Source organism: Pseudomonas putida NBRC 14164, assembly GCF_000412675.1.
In the GTDB taxonomy this organism is placed as follows: domain Bacteria; phylum Pseudomonadota; class Gammaproteobacteria; order Pseudomonadales; family Pseudomonadaceae; genus Aquipseudomonas; species Aquipseudomonas putida.
The window spans coordinates 4,295,919-4,311,332 of the sequence record NC_021505.1; the positions used below are offsets into that span (position 1 = coordinate 4,295,919).

At 62.6% G+C, this 15,414-nt stretch carries 11 protein-coding genes; 10 read left to right on the forward strand and 1 reads right to left on the reverse strand.

Going from position 1 to position 15,414, the window contains the following annotated elements:
* The first annotated feature begins 63 nt into the window (after window positions 1–63).
* From PP4_RS18985 to PP4_RS19000, 4 genes are all read left to right on the forward strand, one after another.
* On the forward strand, window positions 64–2,550 hold the full coding sequence (locus PP4_RS18985; RefSeq protein ID WP_016500803.1) for a TonB-dependent siderophore receptor: 2,487 nt from the start codon (window positions 64–66) through the stop codon (window positions 2,548–2,550).
* 295 nt (window positions 2,551–2,845) lie between these two features.
* On the forward strand, window positions 2,846–5,524 hold the full coding sequence (locus tag PP4_RS18990) for a T6SS effector BTH_I2691 family protein (protein WP_016500804.1): 2,679 nt from the start codon (window positions 2,846–2,848) through the stop codon (window positions 5,522–5,524).
* Window positions 5,524–6,642 carry a DUF6708 domain-containing protein gene (locus tag PP4_RS28160; protein WP_016500805.1) on the forward strand — a complete coding sequence of 373 codons (1,119 nt, stop codon included), beginning with the start codon at window positions 5,524–5,526 and terminating at the stop codon, window positions 6,640–6,642. The genes PP4_RS18990 and PP4_RS28160 overlap by 1 nt, the downstream gene beginning before the upstream one ends.
* Window positions 6,643–7,038: 396 nt before the next feature.
* Window positions 7,039–7,467 carry an NUDIX hydrolase gene (locus PP4_RS19000; RefSeq protein ID WP_016500806.1) on the forward strand — a complete coding sequence of 143 codons (429 nt, stop codon included), beginning with the start codon at window positions 7,039–7,041 and terminating at the stop codon, window positions 7,465–7,467.
* Here PP4_RS19000 and PP4_RS19005 read toward each other — a convergent pair.
* Entirely contained in the window at window positions 7,464–8,390 is a 927-nt protein-coding gene (locus tag PP4_RS19005) for a LysR substrate-binding domain-containing protein (RefSeq protein WP_016500807.1), read from the reverse strand. The genes PP4_RS19000 and PP4_RS19005 overlap by 4 nt on opposite strands.
* Before the next feature lie 267 nt (window positions 8,391–8,657).
* Here PP4_RS19005 and PP4_RS19010 point away from each other — a divergent pair, with 267 nt between their 5' ends.
* The 6 genes from PP4_RS19010 to PP4_RS19035 all read left to right on the forward strand — a co-directional run bounded on the left by PP4_RS19010 (window position 8,658) and on the right by PP4_RS19035 (window position 15,320).
* Window positions 8,658–9,101 carry an acetyltransferase gene (locus PP4_RS19010; protein ID WP_016500808.1) on the forward strand — a complete coding sequence of 148 codons (444 nt, stop codon included), beginning with the start codon at window positions 8,658–8,660 and terminating at the stop codon, window positions 9,099–9,101.
* A gap of 300 nt (window positions 9,102–9,401) precedes the next feature.
* A complete protein-coding gene (locus PP4_RS19015; RefSeq protein WP_016500809.1) occupies window positions 9,402–10,112 on the forward strand; it encodes an AraC family transcriptional regulator in 711 nt (236 codons plus the stop codon).
* A gap of 103 nt (window positions 10,113–10,215) precedes the next feature.
* Window positions 10,216–11,631 (forward strand): efflux transporter outer membrane subunit, encoded by a 1,416-nt coding sequence (locus tag PP4_RS19020; protein ID WP_080642806.1) that lies wholly within the window; start codon window positions 10,216–10,218, stop codon window positions 11,629–11,631.
* A gap of 161 nt (window positions 11,632–11,792) precedes the next feature.
* Window positions 11,793–12,932 carry an HlyD family secretion protein gene (locus tag PP4_RS19025; protein WP_016500811.1) on the forward strand — a complete coding sequence of 380 codons (1,140 nt, stop codon included), beginning with the start codon at window positions 11,793–11,795 and terminating at the stop codon, window positions 12,930–12,932.
* Window positions 12,922–14,436 carry a DHA2 family efflux MFS transporter permease subunit gene (locus PP4_RS19030; RefSeq protein WP_016500812.1) on the forward strand — a complete coding sequence of 505 codons (1,515 nt, stop codon included), beginning with the start codon at window positions 12,922–12,924 and terminating at the stop codon, window positions 14,434–14,436. The genes PP4_RS19025 and PP4_RS19030 overlap by 11 nt, the downstream gene beginning before the upstream one ends.
* A 146-nt stretch (window positions 14,437–14,582) precedes the next feature.
* The gene (locus PP4_RS19035) at window positions 14,583–15,320 is read left to right on the forward strand and encodes a GntR family transcriptional regulator (protein WP_016500813.1); all 738 of its coding nucleotides are present in this window, start codon (window positions 14,583–14,585) and stop codon (window positions 15,318–15,320) included.
* The last annotated feature ends 94 nt before the right edge of the window (window positions 15,321–15,414 follow it).

Consider the following 15,414-nt stretch of genomic DNA (forward strand, 5'->3'; position numbering starts at 1 on the left):
GCCCGTCCCTGACACAAGCCGCGACGACAGCGACTTTCTGCCATGACACGGAAGGATCACGCAATGCCCCATCTGCACCCCACCCCTGCAACCAAGCTGAGCCAGGCCGTGCGCCTGGTAGTGTTCGGCATGGCCCTGGCCAGCGCGCCGGGGCTGCTGCTGATGCCTGCCCAGGCCATGGCCCAAAGCCGGACCGCCTACCACGTCCCTGCCGGCCCGTTGGGCAATGCCATCACCCAGTTTGGCGTGCAGGCGGGCGTGACCATTTCGTTCGACACCGCACAAACGCGCAATCTGAGCAGCGCAGGCCTGGAAGGCAGCTACAGCGTCGATGAAGGGCTGATCCGCCTGCTGGCCAACAGTGGCTTGCAGGCTCAGCGCCAGGGCAATGGCGGCTATGTGCTGATGCCTGCAGACAACGGCTCGGCCATGGAGCTGGGGCCGATGAACATCGACGCCAACCGGCTGGACGCCACCAGCGAGGGCACCCAGTCGTACACCGCCCACGCAGTGACTATCGGCAAGGGCGTGCACACGCTGAAGGAAACCCCGCAGTCGGTCACCGTGATGACCCGCAAGATGCTCGACGACCAGAACCTCAACACGCTGGAACAGGTGCTGGACAAGACCCCAGGCATCACCGTGTACGACTCGCCCATGGGCGGCAAGTACTTCTACTCCCGTGGTTTCAACCTGGACGGCCAGTACCAGTACGACGGCGTGCCGCTGGATGTGGGTGGCAACTACGTACAGGCCAACAGCTTTTCCAGCGACATGGCGTTCTACGACCGCGTCGAAATCCTCAAGGGCGCGGCGGGCATGATGAAGGGCTCCGGCTCCTCCGCCGGCGGCGTCAACTTCGTGCGCAAGCGTGGCCAGGAACAAGCCGCCACCACCGTCACCCTGTCTGCCGGTAGCTGGGACAACTACCGCGGCCAGGTGGATGTAGGCGGCCCGTTAAACGAGTCAGGAACCGTGCGGGGGCGCGCCGTGGCGTCGCTGCAGGATCGCCAGTACTTCTATGACACAGCCAAGCGCCAGGACCAGATACTGTACGGCGCCATCGACTGGGACGTCACCCTCGACACCACCCTGGGCTTTGGCCTGGCCTACGAGGATGTCGATGCCACACCGTGCTATTCCGGCCTGCCACGCTACGCCGATGGCAGTGACCTGAAGCTGTCGCGCTCCACCTGCCTGGGGGCCAGCTGGAACGACCTGCAAAGCCAGCGTGTTACCGGTTTCGCCGACCTCAAGCACCGCTTCAACGAAGACTGGACGCTGAACTTCGCCTCGATCTACACCCACAACAACCAGGACATCGAATACGCCTACTCCGAAGGCACGGTACCGGTCGGCGCCAGCACCGCCAGCATGAACGTGCGAGCCGGTCGTTTCGACTACGACCAGGACGACTACGGCTTCGATAGCTATGTCGATGGCAAGTTCGAGGCGTTCGGCCTCCAGCACGAGCTGATCATCGGTGCCAACGCCAGCCGGCAGAAAACCCATGACTACTTCGCGCTTATGCTGCTGAACGCCAAGCAGAACCCGTTCAACCCGACCGCGAACTTCCCACAACCGTCCAAGGGCGATTACCTGGTCAACCCGACCCGCGGCGGCAGCGTGCCAACCGACTCCACCACCACCCAGTACGGCACTTACGCCAACCTGCGGCTGAAGCTGGCAGAGCCGCTGACCCTGGTGCTGGGCGCGCGGGTCAGCTGGTACCGCAACAAGAGCGACTCCTATACCCAGTTCTACGATTACTGGGTGAATAACCGCAGCCAGGAAAACGGCCAGGTCACGCCGTTCGCCGCCGTGCTGTACGACCTGAACGACCAGTGGACCGCCTACGCCAGCTACGCCGACATCTTCCAGCCGCAGAGCGACAAGGTGAATGCCGAGCGGCAGGCGTTACAGCCCAAGACCGGTGCCAACTACGAGATCGGCATCAAGGGCGAGCTGCTGGACGGCGCGCTGAACACCTCGTTCAACTTGTTCCGCACCATCGAGAATCATCGCGCGGAAACCGACTACAACGAAGCCTGCCCGTCTGGCGACGGCTATTGCTACACCGACAGCGGCAAGGTGCGTGCCCAGGGCTTCGAGGCCGAGATCAGCGGCTCGCCAATCGAGCGCCTGCAACTACTGGCAGGCTACACCTACACCCAGACCAAGTACCTGAACACCATCGAAGACACCGACCCCACCGAGCTGACCTTCACCTCCAGCTTCATCCCACGGCACATGCTAAAGGTGTGGGGTGACTACCAGCTGGGCGGTGCACTGGAGCGCTTCACCGTCGGCGCCGGCCTGAACAGCCAGAGCGAGAACTTCCGCACTACCGGCACTACCCGCGTCGAGCAGGCGGGCTACACCGTGTGGAACGGCCGCGTGCAGTACCGCATCGACCCGAACTGGACGGTCGCCCTCAACGGCAACAACCTGTTCGACAAGAAGTACTACGCCACCATCGGTGCGCCGGCGTGGGGCAACTTCTATGGTGAGCCACGCAACTTCATGGTGACGTTGCAAGGGGCGTTCTGAAATGCATCAGGGCCGCTTTGCGGCCCTTTTGATTTGCCAGGTCGCCTACAAAAAATCTGTCAGGTTCGCTCTCCCACCGACTTTCCGTAGCGTGACGAGAAGCCTTTTCGTGGACGTGATAGCCGGTGAAAACACCTACCGACGTCAAGACCACCGCATTTTCAGAAATCTCCTACGCACGTATCGGAAGCGCAAAGCTCCAGCAAGAAGTGATTCCTCGCTAGGGTCCAGGTTCGGGTCGAATGCAGCGCGTTGCATGCATTTGATGATCACTCCTGCTCACTGGAGCACATCCATGGATTCATTGAACGAAACCCTCGAACTGTGTCGGCGCATCACCACCGGCTACCGCCCCGCCCTGCGCAACAGCCCCGTCGCCAACTGCACCCGCCGCTTCGAACTGTTGCCCCTGCGCTACGCCGCCATCGGCGGCAACCCGGCACAACGCGCCCGCCTGCCGAAACTGCCAAGCTATCTCAGCCCATTCTCGGACGTCGGCGAGATGACGCATTCCAGCTACGCCATCCGCCCGTTGCGGGAGGGCTTTCTCTACCTGCTGATAAAACGCCACAGCGCCCCTGCCTACGAGTGGCACAGCCAGTACCGCGTCGCACCCAACGGCTCCCTGCTGTACATCAGCGCCGACGCCCCCTGGGAGCCCGCCCCCAGCGCCGGCAATCTTGATGAGATCATCCGCAGCTTCGGCTGGACCATCACCCTCTATGACCTGGATGACATCCAGGAGCTGCGCCCATTGTTCAGCCCTTCCCCGCTGACCCCGCGCATGCTCGACAACTACCGCCTGCTTGAAGACGAGTACCGCAGCAGCCTGCCTGCGATCGATATTGCCCGCTTCATCCAGCCCTCCGACGCCCCACCGCAGCCCCACGTGCTCAAGCATGACCAACTGAGTTGGGTAGCCGACTTCAAGGCCCAGGACGACACAGATCTGCAGGCGCTACTGGACCTGCAGCCGTTCAACAATGACCAGATCGTCTCGCCGCACGCCTCACGGCAAGCGCTGGCGCCGCTAATGAACCAGAGCAAGCCCCGTGGCGCCGCCATCGTCATCGAAGACGCCATCGGCATCACCCAGGAGCTCAACGCCTGGCGCAATGCCGCTGTCGATGATGTGAAGACCAGGTGGCTGGAACGCACCGTGGAGCCTGGCGTGGACAACGAGCGCAAGCTGCTGGTCGCGCAGTCGTTCCTGGAGATCGAAAAGCTCTACCCGCAGATGATGGCCGAGCAGGTCGTCAAGCGCGAAGTCATGGCTGAAAACATACGCAACCAACCCTACGTGCACGCGGAGATCTACGCATTTTCCGAACGGGCCAGGCAGCAGGCCGATGCCCATGACGAGCGCATGAAGCCTCACCTGGCGCAGTTCGAGCGCGATGTCCGCGCCAAAGTCCAGGCCCGTCAGGAGGCTGGCGAGTTCAGCAAGAAGTTCGCCCAGAAATACGGCCACCTGGTCGACCGTCAGGCCATGCACGATCAGCTCGAAGCCTTTGAACAGGCCATGCAACACGCCCAGCAAGCGGCAGAAGACCGCGCCAGGGACCATGCCCGATGGGTAGTCAGCGAACGTTTGCTGCAAGCGCTGGACCGTTACGACAACGCCGACCTCATCAACGGCCTGGCCTTTGCCGAGCAGACCGGCCAGTGCGTGATCGGCATGGAGTTGAGTGAATGGGGCACCAAGGTGCTGGACCACTGGTGGCGTAGCGACGTGGCCGACCGGGGCAACCTGGCAATACGCGGTATCAGCTACAACCAGGATGATCTCCGAGAGGAGCTTGCGGCGCTGCTGGAAGCCGCCAAGGCCGAACCACCCGCAGAGTCGTCGTTCGAACTGCGTGAATCGCTCGCCCGGCAGGCACACATCGCTGCGAATGCGTTCGGGCGTATCAACTCGCTGTACGAGGAATTGCAGAAGAGCAACAACACCGCCAGCATCGGCCTGCATGCGTGGTATGTGGCGCTAGGGCGACAGATACTCCGAACCGGCGCCCCCAACAGTGCAGACCGAGCGCTGCACCACGGTCTGCGCGTGACGTTGTTTGCGTCGGTGCATGAGACGGCGGTCGACATTCGTCTGAGCGACGCTGCGCGCAGCGGGCAACCCATTGACCCACAACGCAGCGGTGGCCAGCTTGCGCGCTATCTGGATCATGCCTGGGCTGAAGGCTTGATGCAGGCTGACGGTCAGAAGAGCGACTTCTATAAAGTGCGTGCCGCCGGTCTGGTCTGCCTGCTGGAAGGCATGCTAATGGCCTTCAAGGCTCGCGAGCTGCCTGACAGTGATGCGCGCATCAAGACCGAGCTCATGGCCGCCGCGATGACTACGGCTGCGGCGGGCTTTGAAATTGGAGCCAGCTATGTGGATCAGGTGGTGACGCGTTACGGCGCAAACAGTGTGACTGGAAGAGGAGCAGCGGCCACTTTAGGCCGTTTGAAACTATGGGGAGCCAGTTTAGCTGGGGCAGGGGGTTTCGTACTCGCCTGGTGGGACTTCGCCGATGCGGCTCAGCAGTTAATATACCGCAAGCAAAATTTTACCGAACAAAGTACAAAAAAACCCAGAACGCTGGCACTCGCATACGCATCGCGGGCATTGGCAACTATTACAATCTCGTTGGCGGAAGCAGGAACAGCCATTGCAATCGCAAAACCTCTTTTTGACCATCTATCTCAGAATGCCAAAACAAAATTTGTGAGAATGATGACAACATCCATGGGCGCGCTCGCCAACAAACTGGGAACACAAGCTGCTCGCTTACTACTTGCACGTTTAGTCTTAGGCGCATTCTGGATCGGACTCATCCTGACACTCATAATCTATATTTTGGAAGATGACGCGTTAGAGAAGTGGTGCAAACGCAGCAGCTTCCGGACTCATAAAAATATTAAGCCCTATGAAGAGCAAGAAGAGCTGAGCGCCCTACATCTTGCTATCGGCGAGGTTTTATAATGTATCTTATCGAATGGGGATTCTGGCAGATGGCAACCCAGTCAGCAGCTGCACGTAGAACGTACGAAGCAGGGATGACCCCTGCAGAGAAGCGCGCAAATAAAGATTTTTATGAAGGCGACCTGAATGAAGAGATTCACTTTTGCCAGGTAAGTGAAACACCCCTCCTACGCGGCCCTGTTTATGCATTCAATGAAACCCACATGGAAATGCGCTGTGGCGGTTCCGAAGAGAAGCGCGGCCTTATTACGCTAGTCACGATCAGCGGAGTGCTGCCTGGAATAATTTTCGGAACCGGCATAGCTGTCGGTTCCATCTGGCTTGATATCACCCACCCTTATTCATTCTCCTTTATAGCAGCCTTACTTACTGCTCTCTTGTCTTCAGCCTCAGGAGCAGCATTGTATTTTTACCTGAAGTACGGCGTAAAAATCTCGCGACTGGAAATGCTTACCAGCCGCCATCTGCTCATTCGATTCAATCGAAAAACTCAACAGGTCCACCTCCACCGCCCCGGCTACTGCGGCGGCATCGTCACTTTCCCATGGAAAACAACCGGAAGTACAGCCATCGACCCAGAAGATGACCCACTCAGCGTGGGCATGCGACTCGGTCTTGTCTGGCACCCCCGCCGCACCGGCCTCCCACATATGGAAATGGCCCTGCTGGGCAAACAAGGCCAAGGCGGCAGCGAACTGCGTGATGAGTGGGAATTCATCCGCCGCTACATGGAAGAAGGCCCACACGCCGTCCCCCGCCCCCGCCTGAGCACCCAGCTACCCTCACCCATCCAGGCATTCAGCGCCCAGTTCGAAGGCCTTGGGCGTTTCTTCCGCAAAAGCAGCTGGCTTTTCAAGGTCATCCTGCTCATGGTCTGGCCCGCGTTCGTCATCATCGGCACCGGTCATTGGCTCAGCCTGTTGCTATGCTGGCGACCGCGCTGGCCGAAAATGATCCGCGAGGCCGGCATGCCCGGCAAGCCAGTGCCACCGGTGACCACGCTAAGCGACTACCCGCCAGCCATTCAAGAACGCTTGCTCGCCAACGCCGATCGCTGGCAACTCAAGCCTGGCAAGCGCCCGACGAAAAAAACGGCCAAGCGCAGCGCCCATCCATAAACGCTTCATGCCATTGCGACAGGTTACCAGCCCTGCTGTAACCTGCCCGCTTTGCCACAGGAAGGCGTGAGCTGCAACCGGCGCGTTTGTACATAAGCCGGTATGGCCATGACGCGGGGGGTATGCCATCCACTCCCATTTCATTCCTGTTTACCCTTGGGTCGGAGCGCTGTTCTGGGCAGACGAACGATACCGGGCGCTGCTGGCATTCGGCTGGACCGATAGCGTGCAACCGCAAACCGATGGCGCCGAGTTGATGCTATACGTCTGGCGTGAGTTCTGTGAGCGCCCTGAACCACCGGCGATAGAAGGGTACTCAGTGGACGAAGCCATAACCCTGTTGCGCAGCGCATTCTTGAGCGACTGCGCACCGCATTGACTGAAATGGAAACCTCCATGCGCCCCAACAAGGCTTGCCCCGTAGTCCTTTCATCCTCGCTGCCTGCGCAGATACTGCTGTTTCGCCACCCTCAGGCCGGCGTCCAGTTGGTTAAAGGCACCATCGAAAAAGGTGAAACCCCTGCCACTGCTGCCTTGCGCGAACTGGCCGAGGAGTCCGGCATCGCCAAAGCCACGGTCAAACAAGACCTGGGCTGCTGGGATGCTAACCATCTTGGGCAAGTGTGGTCGTTTCACCTGTGCCAGGTGGAAGATGCCCTGCCCGAGCACTGGTCCCACCAGACACAGGATGACCATGGCCACCTGTTCACATTCTTCTGGGCCGCGTTCGACGATCTGCCCTATAACGATTGCCATCCAGTCTTTCAGCGAGCGTTGCTGCATTTGAGAAAGGCTCTGGAGCACTCGCACAGTGATCGCGACTAAAGCCCGATCGCCACTTCACGCTCGCCGCTCATGTATTGCTGCAGGCGGCTGCGCAGCCAGCGTTCGGCCGGGTCGCTGTCGGTAGTGCTCAACCAGACCATGGCCAGCTCCAGCGCAGCCGTCTCGAACGGCAGCGTCTCGGCCTGCAGGTTGCCCCAACGCTCCATGCCGTGGGCGGCATAGTCGGGGCAGCAGGCCAGAAGGTCGGTACCCGCCAGAATCGCCGGCAACGAGCTGAACTGCGGTACCGACAACACCACCTTGCGTTCGCGGCCGATATCCTTCAGCCAGTCATCGACCACACCTTGCGTATTGGCGGTGGGCGATACCTGAACGTGCGGGCGGGCGCAGAACTCATCCAGCGTCAGTGGGGTGGCTGATTTGTCGGCCCGCACCACCCTGCCCTGCATCGTGCGCAGCACCTTGCGCTTGGCGTTGGCCGGCAGCCCCTTGGTCTGGCTGATGCCGACCGTCACATCGCCTGCTGCCAGCAAGTCTGGAATGCGCCAGTAATCCACATGCTGCACGACCACCACCACATTCGGCGCCTCCACCCGCAGCGCCCGCAGCAACGGCGGCAACAGCCCCGACTCGACATCATCGGACAAGCCGATGCGGAAGGTCATCTTGCTGGTCAGCGGCTCAAAATCATGGGTCAGGCTGAGGGCGGTGGACATCGCATCCAGCGCCGGGGTGAGGTACTTGATGACCTCCTCGGCCCTGGCCGACGGTTCCATGCGGTTGCCCACGCGGATCAGCAACGGGTCATTGAACATAGCCCGCAACCTGGCCAGCGCGGCGCTGACCGTGGGCTGCGCGACGAACAGCTTTTCCGCAGCACGGGTGAGGTTGCGCTCCTGCATCAGGGCCTCGAACACCACCATCAGGTTGATATCAGCTTTGCGCAGTTCGTTGCGGTTCATTGGGGCTCCCGGCCATGGCCATGACGTGCGGACTCAATTCCAGCATCGATACGGGTTGCGGTCGAGTCAACACCGGAAAATCTGACTCAGGCTGCATTGCCCCACACTGCGCAATCCGGGTAACCTTCCGCCAACTTCTCTTCCGGCTTCCCCCGCCGTGCACCGCCCAGGCGTTAAATCGCGAAGCGGTCATTCATGGTGCCGACACCTGCATGGCCGCCACCTTTGGGCGCGCCCATCTGCCATCTATACATTCAGGATGACCTCATGATCATTCGCCAAGGCATTGCTGCAGACTCCCCGCAGCTGCTCGACATCTGGCTGCGCGCCGTACGCGCCACACACCACTTTCTGCAACCGTCCGACATCGACGCGCTGTTGCCACAGCTGCGCGACGTGTACTTCCCGGCCGTCGAGCTGTGGGTTGCAGTAGACACCGATGACCAGCCGCTGGGCTTCATCGGTTTCAATGAAAACCACGTGGAAATGCTCTTCGTCGACCCCGAGCGACATGGCCAAGGTATTGGCCGGGCGCTGCTGGATTTTGGCCGCCAGTCGCGTAACGCGATGAGTGTCGATGTCAACGAGCAGAACCCCCAGGCAACAGGGTTCTACGAGCACTACGGCTTCGTCCAGACCGGCCGCTCGCCGCTGGATGGCGAAGGCCGGCCGTTCCCCTTGCTGCACATGAGCTTGCCCACCAAGGCGTGACCATAAGGCACATACCGCGATAGACCGGTCCATCGAGCCGTGTGTCGCAAACGTACGGCCACCATGAAGGTGCTGCTAGCTTGACTGTCGGGTTCTCATGCCCGGTCGCCGGAGCTGCCAAGGGATCGGGTCAGGGCCACCAGGTGCTTGCCGCGACATGTTCAGCGCCTGAGCAATCGCGCGCCGCGCGGGCGGCGCTCGATTGCACAGGCGCTGAATAATTGCGCCGAACCACCAATCTTCGCAATCCAGCACCAATAAGCCGCCGTATAATCGGATCCAATACCGAGGATACCCCGCATGCAAGCATTGGAAATGGACTACGGACACGGCGAAGAAGTGGCCAGCCACTGCCACGCCGAAGACCAGCTGATCTACGCAGCCAGCGGCGTCATGCGGGTCAGCAGCGAAGGCGGTAGCTGGGTGATCCCCGGCGGGCATGCGTTGTGGATGCCCGCCGGGGTCAGCCATGCCATCCGCATGGAAGGCGTGGTCAGCATGCGCACCCTGCTGCTCGATGCGCGCATCGACCGCTGCCAGGTCATCGTTGTGTCCGGCCTGCTGCACGAACTGATCCTGGCCGCGTCACGCATGCTCGACCTGCGTGACGGCGAGCACGTGCGGGCACTGATCCAGCTTGAGTTGGCCACTGCCAGGCGTATCGATGCCTTTGTGCCGTTGCCGCACCAGGCGCGGCTGCGCACTTGGTGCGAGCGCTTCCTGCAGGACCCGGCCCAGGACCTGACCCTGGAGCAATGCGGCGCGCAACTGAACATGAGCGCCCGCAGCGTGGCACGGCTGTTCCAGCGCGAGGTGGGCATGTCGTATGGCGAATGGCGCGCCCGTGCCCGGGTGATGCTCAGCCAGCAGTGCCTGGCCGATGGCCAGCCGATCCTGAACGTGGCGCTGGAGCACGGCTACCAGAGCGCCAGCGCCTTTGCCGCCATGTTCAAGCGCATCCTCGGCTACGCGCCGAGCGATTGGCAAAACAGTACCGCGCGCGGGTACTGAACCCCAGGTTGTCCCACTTGCGCGCAGGGTTGTCCCGCTTGCGGCAGCGGCGTGCGCTATCCCCTCGTTAACCTCGCATCACCACCCTTGAGCGACATGTGTGATGCCCTTACTGCCTTCATTTCCCTTCCCTGCCCGGTTTGCCGTACTCGCCATGCTCGGCGTGCTGGCGGCGTGCACCCGGCAACCCGCACCTGCCGAGCCACCTGCAGCGCTGCTGGCCAACCCGCTGGCGAGTGTGCCAGCCGGTGTCAGCCGGCAACCGTTGCCCGAACAATGGTGGGCGCTGTTCCAGGACCCGCAACTTAACCACTGGGTACAGCAAGCGCTGGCGCACAATCAGGACTTGGCACAGGCCGAGGCCAATGTGCAGGCCATGCTGGCCGGGATCGGCGAGTTCGATGCCAGGCGCTGGCCGTCAACCTCGATGGGCTTTGCCGCCACCTATGGCAAGACCGCCGATGACCAGACCCTGGCCGAGGCGACCGACAGCCAAGCGCCGGCTCAATGGCAATTCAACCCAGGTATCGAGTTGGCCTATCAGGTGGATGTCTGGGGCCAGGTGCGTGCTGCCATCGAGCGCGCCCGGGCCCAGGCCGAAGCCAGCGCTGCGGCGCTGGACCTGGTGCGCCTGCAAGTGGTCGCCCAGACCAGCCGCGCCTACATCGACCAGTGCGTCTACACGGCGCGCCTGGACGAGGCTAAGCAGTCCCTGCAAACACTCGACCACAGCGTGCAACTGAGCGAACGCCAGCGCCAGGCCGGCGTGGCCACTGCCCTCGACAGCGAGCGCCTGCTGGGCTTGCGGGAACAGGTGCGTGCACAACTGCCGATGCTTGTAGCCCGGCGGCAGATGGCGCTTTACGAACTTGGCATGCTCAGTGGCCAGGCCTCGCTGGCCGACACCGCAACTTGCACAACCATCCCCACGCTGTCGGCGCCACTACCGGCCGGCGATGGCTGGCACTTGCTCGAACGCCGGCCGGATGTGCGCCAGGCCGAACGGGAGCTGCAGGCGGCCAGCCTGGAAACCGACATCGTCCGGGCCGACCTGTATCCGAAGGTCATCTTCGGCGCTTCGCTGACGTCCTCGGACCATGACCTTGCCAACCTTGGTGACAGCCGCGCGGTGATGTTTGGCATTGGCCCGCTGATCCGTTGGGAATTCCCCAATATCAAAGCCAACCGCGCAAGGGTCGACAAAGCCGAGGCCTTGCAGCAGGCGCAGGTTGCCCATTATCGCGGCATGGCGCTGAGCGCGCTCAAGGACGTGCGCCAGGCGCTGGCCCGCTACGACGGCGAACAGCAACGCTTGCAGGCACTGGATGCAGCCCTGGCGCACAGCCAGCGCGGTTATGCCCTGGCCCAGGGCAACTACCGCGCCGGCACCGTAGACGGGCTGGCGTTGCTGGACAGCGAGCGAGAACTGATCCGCCTGCGGGGCAGCCACGTAGAAGCCCGAGGGCGCCTGGCGCAGGCGCAGGTCAACCTGTTCCGCGCCTTGGGCGGGCGATGGTAGCTCGAGGTAATAACAAATGCGGCCGCTTAGCGGCCCCTCCGCGGGCACGCCTGCTCCCACAGGAACTGCGCAGCGCCCGAAGAAAACGCCATCCCTGTGGGAGCGGGCGTGCCCGCGAAGGGCTGCACAGCAGCCCCAAAAATCAAGCATGGAAACCGGACATGAATGTTGCCGTAGAACGAACCGCACCCGTCGAAAGTGAACAGCGGGCCAAAGCCCGTCGTCGCCTGGCCTGCACCGCCAGCGGTAGCCTGGCAGCAATCGCCCTGCTGGCCTTCACCAGCTACTGGCTCACCACCGGCCGCTACCTGGAGACCACCGACGACGCCTACGTCCGCGCCGACTGGGTGGCCCTGAGCCCACGCGTGGCCGGTTACGTGGCCGAGGTAGCAGTGGCTGACGACCAGCCCGTGAAAGCCGGCGATGTACTGGTACGCCTGCAAAGCCGCGACTACCGCGCCCGCCTTGACCAGGCCCGGGCAGGTGTGGCCGAGGCGCAGGCGACACTGGTGGCCGCCCAGGCCCGCCAGCAGGTGGCCAGCGAGCGTATCAACCTGCAACAACAAGCCATCCTGCAGGCTGAAGCTGCCATGCGCAGTGCCATTGCCGAACAGCGGCGCAGTGACTTGGACATGCAACGCTACCGTGGCCTTGTGCGAGACGACGCCGCGACCGTGCAGCGCCTGGAAACCGCCAGCGCCCATGCCACCCAGGCGCAAGCCGCGCTGCAAGGTGCCCAGGCCGCGCTGCGCCAACAACGGTCACAACTGGCCATGGCAAAGGCCCGATCAGCGCAGGCTGACGCCGAACTGCAACAGCGCGCGGCAGCGTTGACCCGCGCGCAGGCCCGCCAACAGTTGGCCGAGCAGGACGAACAGGACACCGTGATCCGCGCACCGATCACGGGCGTGGTCGGCCAACGCCGCGTACGCGCCGGCCAGTACGTGGTGCCGGGCCAGCCGCTGCTGGCCGTGGTGCCCCTGCAGCAGGCCTATGTGGTGGCCAACTTCAAGGAAACCCAGTTGGCCAACATGCGCCCGGGGCAGCCGGTAGAAATCCGCGTCGACAGCTTCGCCAGCCAGCCACTGCACGGCCATGTGGCCAGCTTCTCGCCGGCCTCTGGCAATGTCTTCGCATTGCTGCCGTCGGACAATGCCACCGGCAACTTCACCAAGATTGTCCAGCGCTTCCCGGTTCGCATTCTGCTGGACACACCGCTGGATGGCCCGCAGGTACTGCCCGGCATGTCGGTGGTGAGCACGGTCGACACCCGCCCCGCAGAGGTGGCCGATGCGCACTGAACAACCCGTCTCGCTGCGCGCCTGGGTGGCGGTGCTCGGCGGCTTGTTCGGCTGTTTCATGGCCGGCATGAACGTGCATGTCACCAGCGCCGCGCTGCCGGAAATCCGCGGCTCGCTGGGTGCCAGCTTCGAGGAAGGTTCATGGATTTCCACCTCCTACCTGGTGGCGGAAATCGTGATGATTCCGCTGACGGCCTGGCTGGTGGAGGTGTTCTCGCTGCGGCGGGTGATGTGGACCGGCTCACTCATATTCCTGATAGCTTCGGTGGCCTGTTCCTGGGCGCCCAACCTGGAGGCGATGATTGCCATCCGGGTGATCCAGGGTGCTGCGGGCGCGGTGCTGATTCCCCTGTCGTTCCAGCTGATCATCACCGAACTGCCGGCCAGCAAGATGGCCATGGGCATGGCGCTTTTCAGCCTGGCCAACAGCGTGGCGCAGGCGGCCGGGCCCTCGATTGGTGGCTGGCTGACCGATGCCTATTCGTGGCGCTGGATCTTTTATCTGCAACTGTTCCCCGGCATTGCGCTGCTGTTCGCCATCGCCTGGTCGATCGAGGCCAAGCCCATGAAGCTTGAGCCGCTACGCAAAGGTGACTGGCTGGGTATCGCCGCCATGGTGATCGGCTTGGGTGGCTTGCAGATCGTGCTGGAAGAAGGCGGCCGGCTGGACTGGTTCGGCTCGCCATTCATCGTCGCCATGAGTGTAGTCGCCGCCATTGCCCTGGTGGTGTTCGTGGTGACCCAGCTGTTCGGCCAGCGCGCGTTCATCAACCTGCGCTTGCTCGGGCGCTACAACTTCGGCGTCGCCAGCGTGGCCATGTTCATCTTTGGCGCCGCAACGTTCGGCCTGGTATTCCTGGTGCCCAACTACCTGTCGCAGCTGCAGGGTTTCAGCGCGCACGATGTCGGCGTGGCGCTGATCGCCTATGGCGTGGTGCAACTACTGCTGGCGCCGTTGATGCCCCGGCTGATGGGCTGGACCAGCGCCAAATTCATGGTCGCCAGCGGCTTTCTGATCATGGCCCTGGGCTGCTGGCTGGGGGCGAGCCTGAGCGCCGACAGCGCCGACAACGTGATCATCCCGTCCACGGTGGTGCGCGGAATTGGCCAGCCATTCATCATGGTGGCGTTGTCGGTGCTGGCGGTGGCCGGGCTGGACAAGCGTGAAGCCGGCTCGGCCTCGGCGGTGTTCTCCATGCTGCGCAACCTGGGGGGAGCCATAGGCACGGCCGGGTTGACGCAACTGGTTGCCACCCGTGAGCGCTTTCACAGTGAGCGTATTCACGAGCAGGTGACAGTGTTCGAGCCTGGCGTGCAAGAGCGCATCAACCAGACGGTACAGAGCTGGTTGCCGCACCAGCAGCAGATGCTGGAGGGGCTGGCCGGGACGATTCGGCGGGAGGCTTACCTGATGGCTTACAGTGATGCGTTCTACCTGGCGTGCCTGGCGTTGGTCGGGTGTGCAGTAGCGGCATTGCTGTTACGGTCAAAACACCAACTGTGATGCCGACACATCTCCCTGCAGGAGCATGCGCTTAGAGCGCCGCACCCGGCGCAAGGCCCGGCACCGCACGCATTTCGGCGGTGCCGAACATGTCCCTGCCGCTGTTACACTGCCTACCGATGAAATGTGCGAGACAGACCAGAGGCATGAACCCGACGCGCTACTCCACCGTGGCAAAGGACTTGATGGAAGGCATCGCCAACGGCCGCTACCCGGTGGGCAGCCTGCTGCCGACCGAGTTCGAGCTGTGCGACCTTTACAATGTGAGCCGGCACACGGTGCGCGCCGCGATCGACCAGCTGCTCAACCAGGGGCTGGTGTCACGGCGCAAGCGCGTGGGCACCCGGGTGGAGGCCAGCAGCCCGCGCGGCGGCTACTCGCAGTCGCTGGCCAGCGTGGCCGACCTGGCCCACCTGGCCGAAACCCAGCAGCGGGAAATCCAGAACGTGCGCCATTTCGTCGCCGAACTGAGCGAAGCGGCGCGGCTGGGGCTGGTACCGGGCGAGCATTACTTCTGCGTGTCGAGCATCCGCGTCGACCGCCTGCACAATGCCGCGCCGCTGTGCTGGACCGATGTGTACGCACAGCGCGACTATGCCGAGGTCATCGAACGGGCCCGCGAGCACCCCGACCAGCTGATTGCCGGGTTGATCGAGCAGCACTATGGCCGGGCGATCGCGGTGGTCGACCAGCAGGTGCGGGCAGTGCTGCTGACGACAGAGATGGCCAAAGCGCTGAAGGCCGAGGCGGGTTCACCGGGGTTGAAAATCATCCGCCAGTACCGCGAGGAAAACGGTGATTTGATGGCGGTTTCCGAAACCGTGCACCCGGATGATCGCTTCACCCTGGTGACCCAGATTCGCCGGGATCGCTCACCGTCCTGATCGTGCAACCGGGGCCGCTATGCGGCCCATCGCCGGCAAGCCAGCTCCCACAGGTACAGCATTTGTCTCAAATATAGCGCGGTCCCTGAGGGGC